Source organism: Pantoea sp. PGP6 (genome assembly GCF_053474785.1).
Genome location: NZ_JBQBMA010000001.1, coordinates 1,111,589 through 1,127,861, shown reverse-complemented (window position 1 = coordinate 1,127,861; position 16,273 = coordinate 1,111,589). Strand labels below are relative to the sequence as shown.

The following is a 16,273-nucleotide window of genomic DNA, read 5'->3' as shown; positions in this document are numbered from 1 at the left end:
TCACGCGCCTCAATCGGGCTATCATCGCCCGATTCAACCGCCTTATTGCGGTTGACAAGCGTGCGCAATAGCCGCGATGTCTTTGGGTGAGGTACGGCAGCAGCCGCCAATCAGCTTCGCGCCTGCCCGCTGCCACTCATCCAGCTTGTGTTCCAGGGTGCAGCCCGACGGGGCCGAATGCCAGGTTTTGCTGCTGGCGTCATACTGTTCGCCGGAGTTAGGATAGACCACCAGCGGCTTGTCGGTCAGCTGCTGCAGCTGCTGCAGCGCCGGCGTCACGCTCTCCAGCGCCACGCAGTTGACGCCCAGCGCTACCACCTGCGGCTGGGTGTTAAGCCAGCCGACCACTTCGGATAACGGCGTACCGTCGCTGATGTGGCCCGCGTCGCGCAGCGTAAATGAGAACCAGGCAGTGCTGTCCGGGAATTCAGTCAGCAGTGTTGCCAGCGCCTGCGCTTCGGCAAACGATGGCAGGGTTTCGCAGGCCAGCAGATCGGCCCCCGCCGCCAGCAGCGCTGCGATGCGCGGGCGATGAAACGCCATCATCTCCGTTTCCGGCAGCGCGTAGTCGCCACGATACTCCGAACCATCCGCCAGAAACGCACCGTAAGGCCCGACCGATCCCGCCACCAGCAAGGTTTTCGCCTCAGATTGTGTCGCCAGATAATCTTCGCGCGCGCGTCGCGCCAGTTCGACGCTCTGCGCAATCAACGCCAGCGACTGTGCCTGATCCAGCCCGCGTGTGGCAAAGCCCTGCGGCGTCGCCTGATAGCTGGCGGTAATCGCGCAGCGGGCGCCTGCGGCAAAATAGTCGTAGTGAACCTGATAAATCAGCTCAGGGTTTTCCATCAGTACTTTCGCTGACCACAGCGCATCGGCCAGCTGGCAGCCGCGCGCTTCCAGTTCGGTGGCCAGCGCGCCATCGAGGATCAGCAACGGCGATTCAGACAGCGCCTGCGCGACAGGATTATGCGACATCATTGGCCTCCTCAGGCTTCGGCGATGATTTATGGGTCAGATGGTAAGCGGCGTAGCAGAACAGTACAAACGGAATGCCACACCACAGGGCGATGCGCTGGGTCGGATCGAACGCCAGTCCGATGCAGGCCAGCAGACAGAGCAGAAACCCGAGCACCGGCGTCAGCGGATAGAGCGGCGCGCGATAGCCCAGCTGCGCCAGAGATTTTCCCTGCTGCAGGTGGCGGCGACGGAAGACAAAATGTGAGGCGCAGATGCTGAGCCAGACGGCGACCACCGCAAAGCCGGATATCGCCGACAGCGCCACAAATACCGTATCGGGCGCAACCACGCTGGAGATCAGCGCCAGCAATCCGCCAATCATGCTGACGGTGATCGCCAGCAGCGGCACGCCTCGTTTATTCACCCGGGCAAAAGCGCGCGGCAGCGTATTTTCATTCGCCAGTGACCAGAGCATGCGGCCCGATGCATACAGACCGGAGTTGGCGGCTGACAGAATGGCGGTCAGGATGACAAAGTTGATGATATCCGCAGCCCAGGGCACACCGATCTTTTCAAACACCAGCACAAAAGGACTCTTGACGATCCCGGCCTGATCCATCGGGATCAGCGCTGCCAGCACCAACACCGTGCCGATAAAAAAGATGATCAACCGCGCCACGGTGGTGCGGATCGCCAGCGGCAGCACTTTCTCTGGCTGCTGGGTTTCACCCGCCGCAATACCAATCAGTTCGGTGCCGGAAAAAGCGAAGTTAACCGCCACCATGGTCATCAGAATCGGCAACACGCCGTTCGGCAGCCAGCCGTGAGCGGTGAGGTTGCTTAAGCCGGGCGCGGGGGTCCCATCTTTCATCGGGATGAAACCGAACATCGCGGCGCCGCCGAGCAGGATGAAGGCAATAATAGTGATCACTTTAATCAGCGAGAACCAGAACTCCCCTTCCGCGAAGAAGCGGGTTGAGATCACATTCAGCAGATAGATGGCACAGCAGAACACCAGACACCAGATCCAGACCGGCACCTGGGGAAACCAGTACTGCATACAGAAGCCGGCTGCCGTCAGGCTGGAGCCCAGCGCCACGGTCCACGTCAGCCAGTAGAGCCAGGCCACGGTGTAGCCGGTGGCGGGACTCAGATAGCGCGCCGCATAGACGTGAAACGCGCCGGTCTCCGGCATCGCCACGGAGAGTTCGCCAAGGCAGACCATTACCAGCCACACCACTAAGGCACCAATCAGGTAGGCCAGCAGCGTACCGGCCGCGCCGGTGGTGGAGATGATGTAGCCGGTGTTAAAAAACAGCCCGGTGCCGATGACGCCGCCCAGCGATAACATCACCAGATGGCGCACTTTCATGGTGCGTTTGAATTGATCCTGCGCGGGGGGGTGTTGTTCACTCATCACTTTTATCCGTATGGACGTCTAAACATCTATAGTGAAGAGTTTTATACGCGTCACAGCGGTGAATTGCAATGAATTGCCGGGGGTGGGATTGGGGAGATGGGTTCAGTGCCCCGTCGCGGCGGGGCCTGATGCGTTAGCCGAAAACGCTTTGTAGATAGCGTTCCAGCGCCATGCGGGAACTGAATCCGTGCGGGATGCCGTAATGTTCCTGAGAATCACCCGCCAGGTAGAGAGGGAATTGGGTGTAGTGATCGCAGGTCTTCATTTCAGAAGCCGGTTCAGCGAACGGCTGGCTCTTCTCTTTCAGTGTCGGATGAATCACCAGTGCCGTGCGCCCCATACGCGCTTCGCGATTCACATAAACATAGTTGTCACCACGGCGATAACCATAAGCCCGTGGGGTGATCTCATCCACTTCGAAACCCGCTTTTTCCAGTACGCGCGCTACCTCATCTGGTCGTAAATACATGCTCGATCCTCTCCTCTTTCAAAAGCTTCGCAACCTTACCTCAGCATGACAGAGTGGGCATTCGGAATTTTCCCTAAAGCCCATTCTCGCGTCTCGTTTATCGCAAGGTCGTCTACACTAAGTATTACGTTTTAAATCAAAGGGAGCCAAAAAATGTTTAATCGAACCGTAAAAAACGATGACATTGATATCAATCAGGATGTTAACGAACTCGCTGATTCACTTGAAGCACTGCTGAAATCTTACGGCAGCGATGCTAAAGATGAAGTAGATTCCGCACGCAGCCAGGCAGAAGCGTTGTTGAAGCAGACGCGCGCACGACTGAACGGCGGCAGCAACCGTGTGGCTCAGGTTGCCCGTGACGCTGGCGCGCAGGTTGATACCTATGTGCATGACAAACCATGGCACGGTGTCGGCGTCGGTGCCGCCATTGGTCTGGTATTCGGCGTGCTGCTGGCTTCACGCCGCTAAGCGCACCGCCTCATATCATCCGAGCCTCGCCCCGTGCGGGGCTTTTTTATGTCCATTTTTTGAACGTTAAAATTTACAAATCAATTTCCTGCCCCTGAAGGCGCATCGCCACTGGCTTTGCCCCGCTGATGCAAATGCAAATCGCAAAACCCTATATCTGGTGGGCTTGACCCTGCAAAACACTACATCTAGTATTTAGCTCATCAGCACGACGCCCGATGTCCCATTGAACGAAGCCCGCCACCTGCGGTGCCTGCTTCGTTTCCCGGCATCCGCTCCGCATACAGAGGGAAATACGAATCATGCGCATTATTATTTACACTAAAGATAATTGTGTCCAGTGCAACGCTACCAAAAACGCGCTGGATCGGCAGGGTATTGCCTATCAGCTGATCAACCTGGACAGCCAGCCAGAGGCGATCGACAACCTGAAATCACTGGGGTACCGCCAGGTGCCGGTGGTGATGGCGGATGACGATCACTGGAGCGGCTTCCGTCCGGACAAAATCGCCTCGCTGCGCCAGCTCGCCGCTGTCGGAGGGTAAAGCGATGTTCCCACTGGTCTATTTTTCCAGCCAGTCGGAAAACACCCACCGGTTCATCCTGCGCCTGGGCTTACCGGCCCGGCGCATCCCGCTCGATGCTAAACAGTCACTGCACACCGACCAGCCTTACATTCTGGTGGTGCCGAGCTATGGCGGGGGCAGCAGTCGTGGCGCAGTGCCACGTCAGGTGATTCAGTTTCTTAATGATGAAGCTAACCGCCGCGGCATCCGTGGGGTGATCGCAGCCGGTAACCGTAACTTCGGTGCCGGTTACTGCCTGGCCGGCAGCATCATTGCAAAAAAATGTCAGGTTCCCTGTCTCTACCGCTTTGAGCTGATGGGAACGCCTGACGATATCGCGAAAGTTAAAGCGGGAGTAACCCAATTTTGGCAACAACAGATACCCTCAACACCGTGACGCTGGACTACCACGCGCTCAACGCCATGCTCAACCTGTACGACGCCGATGGCCGGATTCAGTTTGATAAGGATCGGGAAGCGACGCGTCAGTTCTTCCTGCAGCACGTGCAGCCCAATACCGTGCCTTTCGCCAGTAACGCCGAGCGGTTGCGCTATCTGGTGGCGGAGGGCTATTACGAAGCCGGGGTGCTGAATCAGTACCATTTTGACTTCCTGCTTGAACTGCATGCTGTGGCGGAAAATTGGGGCTTTGAATTCAAAACCTTTCTCGGTGCCTGGAAGTACTACACCAGCTACACGCTGAAAACCTTTGACGGCAAACGTTACCTCGAAAGCTTTGAGCAGCGGGCCTGTATGGTCGCGCTGACGCTGGCGCAGGGTGATGAAAGCCTGGCACGTTCACTGCTGGAAGAGATGCTCAGCGGCCGGTTCCAGCCTGCCACGCCGACCTTCCTTAACTGCGGTAAGCAGCAGCGCGGCGAACTGGTCTCCTGCTTCCTGCTGCGTATTGAAGACAATATGGAGTCGATTGGCCGCGCGGTGAACTCGGCGCTACAGCTGTCGAAGCGCGGCGGCGGCGTCGCTTTCCTGCTGTCGAACCTGCGCGAATCAGGCGCACCGATCAAACGCATCGAAAATCAGTCATCGGGAGTAATACCGGTGATGAAAATGCTGGAAGATGCCTTCTCCTACGCCAATCAGCTCGGTGCGCGTCAGGGCGCGGGCGCGGTGTGGCTCAACGCTCACCATCCCGATATTTTCCGTTTTCTCGACACCAAACGTGAAAATGCCGATGAGAAGATCCGCATTAAAACCCTGTCGCTTGGCGTGGTGATCCCCGATATCACCTTCCAGCTGGCGAAAGAGAACAAGCCAATGGCGCTGTTCTCACCCTATGACGTGGAGCGTATCTACGGTCAGGCGTTTGGCGACATTAGCATCAGCGAAAAATATGACGAGATGCTGGCGGATGAGCGCATCCGTAAAACCTATATTCAGCCGCGCGACTTCTTCCAGACGCTGGCCGAAATCCAGTTCGAGTCGGGCTACCCTTACATCATGTTTGAAGACAGCGTGAACCGCAGTAACCCGATCGCCGGCCGCATCAATATGAGTAACTTGTGCTCCGAAATCCTGCAGGTAAACAGCGCCAGTGAGTATTTTGACGACCTCAGCTATCGCCGGATCGGCAAAGATATCTCCTGTAACCTCGGTTCGCTGAATATTGCCCACGCCATGGATTCGCGTGACCTGGCCCGCACTGTCGATGTGGCGGTCCGCGCCCTCACCGCCGTCTCCATGATGAGCGAGATCGGCTCGGTGCCGTCAGTGGCTGAAGGTAACCGCCGCTCACATGCGATTGGCCTCGGCCAGATGAACCTGCACGGCTATCTGGCGCGCGAAGGCATGGCCTACGGTTCACCGGAAGCGCTGGACTTCACCAATCTCTACTTCTATTGCATCACCTACTATGCGTTGCGCACCTCTAACCAGCTGGCGCGGGAACGGCAGCAGCGCTTTGACGGTTTTGCTGATTCGCAGTACGCCAGCGGCCGCTACTTCGATAAATACGTTCAGCAGGCATGGCGTCCGCGCACCGAACGGGTAGCGCAACTGTTTGCTGATGCCGGTATTACGCTGCCGACCCAGGCGGACTGGCAGGCGCTGCGTGAGGCGGTAATGCAGCACGGTCTGTTTAATCAGAACCTGCAGGCGATTCCGCCGACCGGTTCGATCTCGTACATCAACCATGCCACCTCCAGCATTCATCCGATCGTGTCACGCATTGAGATCCGTAAAGAGGGTAAAACCGGTCGCGTCTATTATCCCGCGCCGTTTATGACCAATGACAATCTCGATCTCTATCAGGATGCGTATCAGATTGGGCCGGAAGCGATTATTGATACCTACGCCGAAGCCACGCAGCACGTCGATCAGGGCCTGTCGCTGACGCTGTTCTTCCGCGATGACGTCACCACCCGTGACATCAACAAAGCGCAGATTTACGCGTGGAAAAAAGGCATCAAAACACTCTATTACATCCGACTGCGCCAGATGGCGCTACAAGGCACAGAGGTTCAGGGCTGCGTCTCCTGCGCGCTGTGATAAAAACTATGCAACTAAAACAAATTCAAGCGATTAACTGGAACCGGATTCAGGATGATAAAGATCTTGAGGTCTGGAACCGCCTGACCAGCAACTTCTGGCTACCGGAAAAGGTGCCGCTCTCCAACGATCTGCCCGCCTGGCAGACGCTGGATGCTCAGCAACAGCAACTGACTATCCGGGTTTTCACCGGCCTGACGTTGCTCGATACCATTCAGAATGTGATTGGTGCGCCGGGCCTGATGGATGATGCGCTGACGCCACACGAAGAGGCGGTGCTGTCGAACATCAGCTTTATGGAGGCGGTCCATGCCCGCTCCTACAGTTCGATCTTCTCGACGCTGTGTAACACGCAGGATGTCGATGCGGCCTATCAGTGGAGCGAAGAGAATGCGCCGCTGCAAAATAAAGCGCGCATCATTCTTGAGCATTACCGGGCCGACGACCCGCTGAAGAAGAAGATCGCCAGCGTGTTCCTGGAGTCGTTCCTGTTCTACTCCGGCTTCTGGCTGCCGATGTACTGGTCAAGCCGCGGTAAGCTGACCAACACTGCCGATCTGATCCGTCTGATTATTCGTGATGAGGCGGTACACGGTTATTACATCGGTTATAAGTTCCAGAAAGCGCTGGAAACGGCGGATGATCTGCGCCGCGAAGAGCTGCAACAGTTCGCTTACGATCTGCTGCTGGCGCTGTATGAGAACGAAGTCGCCTACACCGAAGCGCTGTACGCCGATGTCGGCTGGGTTGAAGAGGTGAAAACCTTCTTACACTACAACGCCAATAAAGCCCTGATGAATCTGGGTTATGAGGCGCTGTTCCCGGCCGAGCTGACGGCGGTGAATCCGGCCATTCTGTCGGCGCTCTCGCCGAACGCTGACGAAAACCACGATTTCTTCTCCGGTTCCGGCTCCTCCTATGTGATGGGAAAAGCGGTCGAAACCGAAGACGAAGACTGGAACTTCTGATCCCTGCCGGGCGCTGCCACGCTGCGCCCGGTACTGCCGGTTTCATCTCCCTGCCCAGCCCGCCCGCCGCGGCTTCCCCCCACGAATTCAGCCCCTGCCGCCTCACCGGAATTGGCCTTTTTCGCCAGCACCGGTATTGTCATAATATCTCTCTTCCAGCGGCGATTATTCTGCTAAAAAATGTCGATGACTGAGACGATTATTTTCCGCTATCGGTCGTCTTTATTCTGGCAATATTTGCCGTTTGCGAATGTCATTTTCCCGCCTTTAGCGCGGCAATCCGGCCAGAATGCCAATAATTTCGTTTTCAATTCATAAAAAATTAATCTGCGCTGATCCCTTGTGAGCACTGGCGATAATCGGCATTGACCGGCCTGACAGCGCGCCAATATCGGCCTGCAGGGTTGTCAGATGATCTCAGTGTGCTACGGTATGGCCTGCTCAAATTTCAGTGGGACAGACAGATTAATATTAAATATTACAACCAGGATTTAATTACTGCATGGCAATTAAACTCGAAGTAAAAAATCTCTATAAGATATTTGGCGATAATCCGGACCGCGCATTTAAATTTATTGAAAAGGGGGCAACCAAAGATGTGATCCTTGAGAAGACCGGTCTCTCTCTCGGGGTTAAGAACGCCAGTCTGGCCATTGAAGAAGGCGAGATATTCGTCATCATGGGGTTATCCGGTTCAGGAAAATCGACCATGGTTCGCCTTCTCAATCGTCTGATAGAGCCGACACGCGGCCAGGTGATCATTGACGGTGTCGATATTGCAAAAATATCCGACAGCGAACTGCGCGAGGTGCGCAGAAATAAAATCAGCATGGTATTCCAGTCATTTGCTTTGATGCCGCACATGAATGTACTAAATAATAGTGCATTCGGCATGGAATTAGCCGGAGTACCGCTGGCGGAACGGCAGGAAAAAGCATTAGACGCGTTACGTCAGGTCGGGCTGGAGAATTATGCCCACGCCTACCCGGATGAACTTTCCGGCGGCATGCGTCAGCGCGTCGGATTAGCCCGCGCGCTGGCGATTAATCCCGATATATTATTAATGGATGAAGCCTTCTCTGCGCTGGATCCGTTGATTCGTACCGAGATGCAGGATGAGCTGGTCAATTTACAGGCCCGGCATCAGCGTACCATCGTCTTTATTTCCCACGATCTGGATGAAGCGATGCGTATTGGCGATCGAATTGCCATTATGCAGGGCGGCGAAGTGGTCCAGGTCGGTACCCCGGATGAAATCCTGAATAATCCGGCCAATGACTATGTGCGCACCTTCTTCCGCGGAGTGGATATCAGTCACGTCTTCAGCGCCAAAGATATTGCCCGTCGCAGCGCCGGCGCGCTAATCCGTAAGGCTGCCGGTTTCGGTCCACGCTCCGCCATCAAACTGCTGCAGGATGAAGATCGCGATTACGGCTACGTGCTGGAAAAGCAGAAATTCATCGGCGTCGTCTCCACCGATTCGCTGAAAGCCGCGCTGGCAGCCGGCGAAGGGATAGACAGCGCGCTGCTCGACGCACCGGCTGCGGTCCCCGCCGATACCTCACTGAACGATTTGCTCTCTCACGTTGCCCAGGCCCCCTGCGCGGTGCCGGTGGTGGGTGAGGATAATCAGTACGTCGGTATCATTTCCAAAAGCACGCTGTTGCGCGCATTAGATCGTGAAGGAGCCCAGCCATGAGTCAGGACACCAGCAATCCGTGGGAAAGCGGCAGCGCCACCACCACCAGCAGCCAGGCCGCGCCAGCCAACAGCAGCAGCACCGATGCCTGGGGTACGCCGGATGGCAGCGCAACACCGGATGCTGCCAGCAGTGACTGGCTGCACAGCGCACCGGCGGCCCAGCCTGAACACTTCAATATTCTGGACCCGTTTCACAAAACCTGGATTCCGCTCGATCACTGGGTCACTGACGGTATCGACTGGGTGGTAAATCATTTCCGTCCGCTGTTCCAGGGTATTCGGGTGCCGGTCGATTACATTCTCAGTGCCTTTCAGCAACTGCTGCTGGGCATGCCCGCGCCGGTTGCCATTCTGGTCTTCGCGCTGATCGCCTGGCAGATCGCCAGCCCGGCGATGGGAATTGCCACGCTGATTTCGCTGGTGCTGATTGGCGCGATTGGTGCCTGGTCGCAGGCGATGGTGACGCTGGCGCTGGTCCTTACCGCGCTGCTGTTCTGTATTCTGATCGGTCTGCCGCTGGGGATCTGGCTGGCCCGCAGTCAGCGCGCCGCGCGTATTATCCGGCCGCTGCTGGATGCGATGCAGACCACGCCCGCCTTCGTCTATCTGGTGCCGATCGTGATGCTGTTTGGTATCGGCAACGTGCCTGGCGTAGTGGTGACGATTATCTTCGCCCTGCCGCCGATTGTTCGTCTGACCATTCTTGGGATTAAGCAGGTGCCCGCTGACCTGATCGAAGCGAGCGAATCGTTCGGTGCCAGTCCGCGCCAGCTGCTGTTTAAAGTGCAGTTGCCGCTGGCGATGCCGACCATTATGGCTGGCGTTAACCAGACGCTGATGCTGGCGCTGTCGATGGTGGTCATTGCCTCGATGATTGCCGTCGGCGGACTCGGCCAGATGGTACTGCGCGGCATTGGCCGTCTCGATATGGGACTGGCAACGGTCGGCGGCGTCGGCATCGTGATCCTCGCCATCATTCTCGACCGTCTGACCCAATCCTTTGGTCGCGATAACCGCAGCCGTGGCAACCGTCACTGGTACCACAGCGGCCCGATTGGTCTGATCCTCTCCCCGTTTCGTAAGAAATGAGTTTTCGGGCGGCACCCGCGTGTCGCCCGCTCCGCTACAATCGAAAAAATAAGGAATTACTATGCGCAAGACAGCTCCTCTGCTGGCCGCCGTGTTAGCCACCTTTGCCGTTTCACAGGTTTCTGCAGCCGCTCTGCCCGGCAAAGGGATTACGGTGAAACCGATTCAGAGCACCATTTCTGAAGAGACTTTTCAGACCCTGATTGTCAGCCGGGCGCTGGAAAAGCTCGGTTATCAGGTCGAAAAACCGAGTGAAGTGGATTACAACGTTGGCTACACCACGATAGCGGCCGGCGATGCGACCTTTATTGCCACTAACTGGCAGCCGCTGCACGATGATATGTATAAAGCCGCCGGCGGTGATGCGAAGTTCTACCGTCAGGGCACATTCGTCACCGGCGCCGCCCAGGGCTACCTGATCGACAAAAAAACCGCCGATCAGTATCACATCACCAATATTGAGCAGTTAAAGGATCCTAAAATCGCCGCGCTGTTTGATACCAACGGTGACGGCAAAGCGGACCTGACCGGTTGTACCCCAGGCTGGGGCTGTGAAGCGGTGATTAATCATCAGATCGAGGCGTTTGGCCTGAGCAAAACCGTTGAACACAATCAGGGCAACTATTCCGCCATGATTGCTGACACCATTACCCGCTTTAAGCAGGCTAAACCTATCCTCTATTACACCTGGACGCCTTACTGGGTCAGCGATGTGATGAAGCCGGGCCGCGATGTCACCTGGCTGCAGGTGCCGTTCTCCTCAATGCCGGGCGAGCAGAAAAATGTCGATACCAAACTGCCTAACGGCGCGAACTACGGCTTCCCGGTGAATACCATGCACATTGTGGCCAACAAAGCCTGGGCTGAGAAAAACCCGGCGGCGGCCAGACTGTTCGCTGAAATGAAACTGCCGCTGGCAGATATCAATGCTGAAAACGCCGCGATGCATGCCGGCCAGTCGTCAGAAGAGGCGATCAATGGTCACGTCGACGGCTGGATTAAAGCACACCAGGCCGAATTTGATAAATGGGTCAGTGACGCCCAGGCTGCTGCGCAGTAAGTTCTGTCGTTTCCTGCCGGGCGGATCTTTTCCGCCCTTTTTTGTATCTGTTAAACACACTGGTATGGCCTGTTAATAAAGATGCGTGTGAAATAGTTTTTTGAGTTATTATTAACCTCTTATGATTATTAGCTGCCGTTGTTGTTTATGAATGCATCCCGTCAGGGTCTGACGCCTGCTTTAGTATTGTTGATGTCGGTAGCCACCGGGCTGTCCGTTGCCAGCAATTACTACGTTCAGCCCTTGCTCAGTACCATTGCTCACCAGTTCGATCTCTCAGTCAGCCTCGCCGGTTTTATCGTTACCACCGCGCAACTGGGCTATGCCTGTGGATTACTGCTGCTGGTGCCGCTCGGTGACCGATTCGAACGACGCAACCTGATCGTGACCATGATCCTGCTGGCTGCGGCGGGTATGGTCATTATCGCCCTCTCCCGCTCTTTCCTGTTTTTGCTGCTCGGTACGCTGATGACCGGTCTGTTCTCGGTGGCGGCGCAAATACTGGTGCCGCTGGCAGCAACGCTGGCTGAGCCGGAGCGGCGCGGCAAAATTGTCGGCACGGTAATGAGCGGGCTGCTGCTGGGTATTTTGCTGGCGCGCACCGTCTCTGGCGGGCTGGCGCAACTTGGCGGCTGGCGTACGGTCTACTGGACCGCCAGCCTGTTAATGGCCGTGATGGCGCTGGCGTTGTGGCGCTTCCTGCCGCGCGTCAGCGTGTCGGTAACGATGAGTTACCGTCAGCTGCTGGCGTCGATTTTCAGGCTCTACGCCGGCAATCGGGTGATCCGTACCCGCGCCTGGACCGGCTGCCTCTCGTTTGCCAACTTCAGCCTGCTCTGGACCTCGATGGCCTTTTTGCTTTCAGCCGCGCCTTATCACTTTTCAGAGGGCGAAATTGGTCTGCTGGGACTGGTGGGTGCCGCCGGCGCGCTGGCAGCACGTCAGGCGGGTTCGCTGGCAGATAAAGGTAAAGCGAAGCTCACTACCCGCGTCGGTTTGCTGATTATGCTGCTGTCGTGGATCGCGATTGCCCTCGGTGCCCACTCTCTTGCGGCCCTGATCGTCGGCATTCTGCTGCTGGATCTGGCGGTGCAGGCGGTACATATCACCAATCAAAGTGTGATTTATGCCCAGATGCCGGACGCGCGTAACCGCCTTAATGCCGGTTACATGACCAGCTATTTTATTGGCGGCGCAGCGGGTTCGCTGCTTTCCGCCACCGCCTACCATCTGTCCGGCTGGTACGGCGTATGTAGCGCAGGCGCTGTCCTGACGCTGATTAACTTGTTGATTTGGTTTAACGGACAGCAGTATGAGCAAGCGAAAATGAGCTGAAGCGCAGGCCGGACAGCTGATTGAGTCTGGTCACATATGGTTAGGTTTGTTATGGTTAGTGATAAACCTATTCACTTCAGTTATTTTTCCTCGCGAAATTATTAAATTCGACACCTTTTCTTGATCACGTCCCGGCGCATTCGCTGTCGCCGGGCGTACGGGTTTTTTAACCCAGGGCCACGGATTGGCCTGGAATCGCCAGATGGTGGCAGCGTGACCGTAGCCCTACTCACCTGCCGAAAATGTGACTACGCTTAATCTGTCACCATAGTTATTATACAAGTTGCAATTAGTGAGGTTTTTTTAATGGAAAGTTCGTTTACTCCCATTGAGCAGATGCTAAACATCCGTGCCAATCGCCATAAGGATTTTCCGTTACAGGAAATTATCCTGACGCGTCTCTGTATGCACATGCAGGGTAAACTGCTGGACAACCGCAACAAGATGCTGAAGGCACAGGGAATCAACGAAACCCTGTTCATGGCATTGATTACGCTGGATGCACAGGAGAACCAGAGTATTCAGCCGTCAGAGCTGAGCTCCGCCCTGGGGTCATCACGTACCAACGCGACACGGATTGCTGATGAGCTGGAAAAACGCGGCTGGATCGAGCGTCGTGAAAGCGATCATGACCGCCGCTGTCTGCACCTGCACCTGACCGAAAAAGGCAATGAGTTCTTACGTCAGCTGCTGCCGCCTCAGCACCAGAGCCTGCAATATCTCTGGTCGTCACTGTCGGTCGATGAGAAGTCCCAGCTGGAAGGTATCACCCGTAAGTTACTTAACCGCCTCGATAAAATGGACGAAGATCAGTTGATCGCCTCGCTGTCCCGCTAATAGCAAGAAGTGCGACACAATCACCTGTCGAAACCGTTATTTTAATTTCCTTTTTTATCCGGCCAGCGCTCAGTCGCTGGCTTTTTCGACTCGGGCACTTGCGGGAATGGATTGCTGCATCCCGACTAAATGGAAAACGTGGAGAAAGACATGAGTGCAACGGCAGAAGCACAAAGCCCGCAACCGTCAGCTAACAAAAAGAAGAAGCGCAAAGGTGTGCTCATCGTGCTGGCGCTGATCTTTGTGCTGATTGGGATTGCCTGGGGCGTCTACTGGTTCCTGGTGCTGCGCCATTTTCAGGAGACCGATGACGCTTACGTTGCAGGTAACCAGGTTCAGGTGATGGCACAGGTTTCCGGTAGCGTGAACAAAGTCTGGTTTGAAGATACCGACTTCGTTAAAAAAGGCGATGTGCTGGTTTCGCTGGATAAAACCGATGCGGAACAGGCGTTTGAAAAAGCACAGACCGCACTGGCCACCAGCGTACGTCAGACGCATCAGCTGATGATTAACGCGAAGCAGTATCAGGCCACTATCACCTTACGTCAGACGGCGCTGGCTCAGGCAGAAGCGGATCTGAAGCGCCGTGAGCCGCTGGGTGCCTCGAATCTGATTGGCCGTGAAGAGTTACAGCACGCCCGTGATGCCGTGGCTTCTGCCAAAGCTGAGCTGGACGTGGCGGTACAGCAATACAACGCCAATCAGGCGATGATCCTCAATACCTCGCTGGAGAACCAGCCAGCGGTTAAACAGAGCGCCGCTGAACTGCGTGACGCCTGGCTGGCGCTGCAGCGTACTGAGATCCGCAGCCCGATGGACGGTTTTGTCTCACGTCGTAGCGTGCAGGTAGGTTCGCAAATCTCCACCAGCACACCGCTGCTGGCGGTGGTGCCGGCGACCAATCTGTGGATCGACGCCAACTTTAAAGAGACCCAGCTGGCGGGCGTGCGCATCGGCCAACCGGCCACGGTGGTGGCTGATATCTACGGCGACGACGTGGTTTATCATGGCAAAGTGGTCGGGTTAGATATGGGCACCGGCAGCGCGTTCTCGCTGCTGCCAGCCCAGAACGCCACCGGTAACTGGATCAAAGTGGTTCAGCGTCTGCCGGTTCGTATCGAGCTTAACCCGCAGGATATCGAGAAGCATCCGCTGCGTATTGGTCTGTCGACGCTGGTGAAAATCGATACCACCAGCACAGAGGGCAGCACCCTGGCGACCAGCGTGCGTCAGCAGGCGGCTTACAGCAGCAATGCGCTGGCGATTGACCTTGCACCGGTCAATCAGCTGATCACCGATATCGTCCGCGCCAACGCCGGATGATGACGCGGAGGCTGTAATGGCACAAAAACCGCTTGAAGGGATGCCGCTGGTCTTAATGACCATTGCGCTGTCGCTGGCGACGTTCATGCAGGTCCTGGACTCGACCATCGCCAACGTGGCCATCCCCACTATCGCCGGTAACCTCGGTGCCTCGAACTCGCAGGGCACCTGGGTAATCACCTCGTTTGGCGTCGCCAACGCCATTTCGATTCCGATTACCGGCTGGCTGGCAAAACGCATCGGTGAAGTGAAGTTGTTCACCTGGGCTACCATTCTGTTTGCCATCGCCTCGTGGGCGTGCGGCATGTCAGACAGCCTTGAGATGCTGATTTTCTTCCGCGTGCTGCAGGGGATCGTTGCCGGTCCGCTGATCCCGCTGTCGCAAAGTCTGCTGCTGAGCAACTATCCTCCGGCCAAACGCAGTATCGCTCTGTCGCTATGGGCGATGACGGTGATTGTGGCCCCGATCTGCGGCCCGATACTCGGCGGCTGGATCAGTGATAACTATCACTGGGGCTGGATCTTCTTCATCAACGTGCCGATTGGCGCGGTGGTGGTGATGCTGACGCTGCAAACCCTGCGTGGCCGGGAAACCAAAACTGAAATCCGTCCGATCGATATGGTCGGACTGGTGTTGCTGGTGGTCGGGATTGGCTGCCTGCAGGTGATGCTGGACCGCGGTAAGGAGCTGGACTGGTTCAGTTCCACCGAGATCATCGTTCTGGCGGTGGTGGCAGTGATTGCACTGGCGGTGCTGCTGGTGTGGGAGCTGACCGACGACCACCCGATTGTCGATCTGTCGCTGTTTAAGTCGCGAAACTTCACCATCGGCTGCTTATCGATCAGTCTGGCTTACATGCTCTACTTCGGCTCGATCGTGCTGTTGCCGCAGCTGCTGCAGGAGGTCTACGGCTACACCGCGACCTGGGCCGGACTGGCCTCGGCACCGGTGGGGATTTTGCCGGTGATCCTGTCGCCAATTATTGGTCGTTTCGCCCATAAACTCGATATGCGGCGGCTGGTCACCTTCAGCTTCATTATGTATGCCGTCTGCTTCTACTGGCGCGCTTACACCTTTGAACCGGGGATGGATTTTGGTGCATCGGCCTGGCCGCAGTTTATTCAGGGCTTTGCGGTGGCCTGCTTCTTTATGCCACTGACCACCATTACGCTGTCAGGCTTAGCACCGGAGCGACTGGCGGCGGCGTCCAGCCTGTCTAACTTTGTCCGTACGCTGGCCGGCTCGATTGGTACCTCGATCACCACGACCATGTGGACCGATCGCGAGTCGATGCATCATAGTTATCTGGCCGAGTCGATTACGCCGTACAACGTTAATTCACAACAGATGTACAGCCAGCTGGAAAGTATGGGAATGACGCAGCAGCAGGCGTCAGCATATATCGCCCAGCAGATAACCAATCAGGGACTGATTATCTCGGCAAATGAGATTTTCTGGGCGTCGGCGGGGGTGTTCCTGATCCTGCTGATACTGATTTGGTTTGCCCGTCCGCCGTTTGGTGCTGGCGGCGGTGGCGGTGGCGCGCACTAATCTCAGACAGCAAAACG

General features: G+C 56.3%; 15 protein-coding genes. 12 read left to right on the top strand and 3 right to left on the bottom strand.

What is annotated here, in order from left to right; genetic code table 11:
• Positions 1-42: 42 nt before the first annotated feature.
• The 3 genes from mmuM to ACLIBF_RS05425 form a co-directional block, all read right to left on the bottom strand.
• Positions 43-978, bottom strand: coding sequence for a homocysteine S-methyltransferase (gene mmuM / locus ACLIBF_RS05435; RefSeq protein WP_031376462.1), 936 nt, complete (start codon positions 976-978; stop codon positions 43-45).
• Complete coding sequence (mmuP, locus tag ACLIBF_RS05430) at positions 968-2,377, bottom strand: S-methylmethionine permease (protein ID WP_069729695.1); 1,410 nt, start codon at positions 2,375-2,377, stop codon at positions 968-970. Before mmuP ends, mmuM begins: the two co-directional genes overlap by 11 nt.
• Positions 2,378-2,513: 136 nt before the next feature.
• Positions 2,514-2,849 carry a DUF2002 family protein gene (locus ACLIBF_RS05425; protein ID WP_031376461.1) on the bottom strand — a complete coding sequence of 112 codons (336 nt, stop codon included), beginning with the start codon at positions 2,847-2,849 and terminating at the stop codon, positions 2,514-2,516.
• A 153-nt stretch (positions 2,850-3,002) separates the two neighbouring features.
• On the opposite strand from ACLIBF_RS05425, the gene ACLIBF_RS05420 reads away from it, so the two are divergent.
• The 12 genes from ACLIBF_RS05420 (at position 3,003) to emrB (ending at position 16,256) form a co-directional block, all read left to right on the top strand.
• Positions 3,003-3,320 carry a DUF883 family protein gene (locus tag ACLIBF_RS05420; RefSeq protein ID WP_031376460.1) on the top strand — a complete coding sequence of 106 codons (318 nt, stop codon included), beginning with the start codon at positions 3,003-3,005 and terminating at the stop codon, positions 3,318-3,320.
• 302 nt (positions 3,321-3,622) lie between these two features.
• On the top strand, positions 3,623-3,865 hold the full coding sequence (locus ACLIBF_RS05415; RefSeq protein WP_069729696.1) for a redoxin NrdH: 243 nt from the start codon (positions 3,623-3,625) through the stop codon (positions 3,863-3,865).
• A gap of 4 nt (positions 3,866-3,869) precedes the next feature.
• Positions 3,870-4,283 carry a class Ib ribonucleoside-diphosphate reductase assembly flavoprotein NrdI gene (gene nrdI / locus ACLIBF_RS05410; RefSeq protein WP_031376458.1) on the top strand — a complete coding sequence of 138 codons (414 nt, stop codon included), beginning with the start codon at positions 3,870-3,872 and terminating at the stop codon, positions 4,281-4,283.
• Positions 4,253-6,391 (top strand): class 1b ribonucleoside-diphosphate reductase subunit alpha, encoded by a 2,139-nt coding sequence (nrdE, locus tag ACLIBF_RS05405; protein WP_084227935.1) that lies wholly within the window; start codon positions 4,253-4,255, stop codon positions 6,389-6,391. Before nrdI ends, nrdE begins: the two co-directional genes overlap by 31 nt.
• Before the next feature lie 8 nt (positions 6,392-6,399).
• Entirely contained in the window at positions 6,400-7,359 is a 960-nt protein-coding gene (gene nrdF / locus ACLIBF_RS05400) for a class 1b ribonucleoside-diphosphate reductase subunit beta (protein ID WP_046288156.1), read from the top strand.
• A 502-nt stretch (positions 7,360-7,861) separates the two neighbouring features.
• Complete coding sequence (gene proV / locus ACLIBF_RS05395) at positions 7,862-9,058, top strand: glycine betaine/L-proline ABC transporter ATP-binding protein ProV (protein ID WP_279810580.1); 1,197 nt, start codon at positions 7,862-7,864, stop codon at positions 9,056-9,058.
• Complete coding sequence (proW, locus tag ACLIBF_RS05390) at positions 9,055-10,149, top strand: glycine betaine/L-proline ABC transporter permease ProW (RefSeq protein ID WP_279810582.1); 1,095 nt, start codon at positions 9,055-9,057, stop codon at positions 10,147-10,149. Before proV ends, proW begins: the two co-directional genes overlap by 4 nt.
• A gap of 61 nt (positions 10,150-10,210) precedes the next feature.
• On the top strand, positions 10,211-11,209 hold the full coding sequence (gene proX / locus ACLIBF_RS05385) for a glycine betaine/L-proline ABC transporter substrate-binding protein ProX (protein ID WP_279810584.1): 999 nt from the start codon (positions 10,211-10,213) through the stop codon (positions 11,207-11,209).
• Positions 11,210-11,356: 147 nt separating this feature from the next.
• Positions 11,357-12,544, top strand: coding sequence for an MFS transporter (locus tag ACLIBF_RS05380; RefSeq protein WP_279810586.1), 1,188 nt, complete (start codon positions 11,357-11,359; stop codon positions 12,542-12,544).
• A gap of 306 nt (positions 12,545-12,850) precedes the next feature.
• Positions 12,851-13,381 (top strand): transcriptional repressor MprA, encoded by a 531-nt coding sequence (gene mprA, locus ACLIBF_RS05375; RefSeq protein ID WP_031376453.1) that lies wholly within the window; start codon positions 12,851-12,853, stop codon positions 13,379-13,381.
• Between the two features lie 150 nt (positions 13,382-13,531).
• Complete coding sequence (gene emrA / locus ACLIBF_RS05370) at positions 13,532-14,704, top strand: multidrug efflux MFS transporter periplasmic adaptor subunit EmrA (RefSeq protein WP_031376452.1); 1,173 nt, start codon at positions 13,532-13,534, stop codon at positions 14,702-14,704.
• Positions 14,705-14,720: 16 nt separating this feature from the next.
• Positions 14,721-16,256 carry a multidrug efflux MFS transporter permease subunit EmrB gene (emrB, locus tag ACLIBF_RS05365; protein ID WP_031376451.1) on the top strand — a complete coding sequence of 512 codons (1,536 nt, stop codon included), beginning with the start codon at positions 14,721-14,723 and terminating at the stop codon, positions 16,254-16,256.
• The last annotated feature ends 17 nt before the right edge of the window (positions 16,257-16,273 follow it).

What these genes read in the sequence shown, in the direction of transcription:
- mmuM (WP_031376462.1), bottom strand. Translation starts at nt 978, where the DNA reads ATGTCGCATAATCCTGTCGCGCAGGCGCTGTCTGAATCGCCGTTGCTG.
- mmuP (WP_069729695.1), bottom strand. Translation starts at nt 2,377, where the DNA reads ATGAGTGAACAACACCCCCCCGCGCAGGATCAATTCAAACGCACCATG.
- ACLIBF_RS05425 (WP_031376461.1), bottom strand. Translation starts at nt 2,849, where the DNA reads ATGTATTTACGACCAGATGAGGTAGCGCGCGTACTGGAAAAAGCGGGT.
- ACLIBF_RS05420 (WP_031376460.1), top strand. Translation starts at nt 3,003, where the DNA reads ATGTTTAATCGAACCGTAAAAAACGATGACATTGATATCAATCAGGAT.
- ACLIBF_RS05415 (WP_069729696.1), top strand. Translation starts at nt 3,623, where the DNA reads ATGCGCATTATTATTTACACTAAAGATAATTGTGTCCAGTGCAACGCT.
- nrdI (WP_031376458.1), top strand. Translation starts at nt 3,870, where the DNA reads ATGTTCCCACTGGTCTATTTTTCCAGCCAGTCGGAAAACACCCACCGG.
- nrdF (WP_046288156.1), top strand. Translation starts at nt 6,400, where the DNA reads ATGCAACTAAAACAAATTCAAGCGATTAACTGGAACCGGATTCAGGAT.
- proV (WP_279810580.1), top strand. Translation starts at nt 7,862, where the DNA reads ATGGCAATTAAACTCGAAGTAAAAAATCTCTATAAGATATTTGGCGAT.
- proW (WP_279810582.1), top strand. Translation starts at nt 9,055, where the DNA reads ATGAGTCAGGACACCAGCAATCCGTGGGAAAGCGGCAGCGCCACCACC.
- proX (WP_279810584.1), top strand. Translation starts at nt 10,211, where the DNA reads ATGCGCAAGACAGCTCCTCTGCTGGCCGCCGTGTTAGCCACCTTTGCC.
- ACLIBF_RS05380 (WP_279810586.1), top strand. Translation starts at nt 11,357, where the DNA reads ATGAATGCATCCCGTCAGGGTCTGACGCCTGCTTTAGTATTGTTGATG.
- mprA (WP_031376453.1), top strand. Translation starts at nt 12,851, where the DNA reads ATGGAAAGTTCGTTTACTCCCATTGAGCAGATGCTAAACATCCGTGCC.
- emrA (WP_031376452.1), top strand. Translation starts at nt 13,532, where the DNA reads ATGAGTGCAACGGCAGAAGCACAAAGCCCGCAACCGTCAGCTAACAAA.
- emrB (WP_031376451.1), top strand. Translation starts at nt 14,721, where the DNA reads ATGGCACAAAAACCGCTTGAAGGGATGCCGCTGGTCTTAATGACCATT.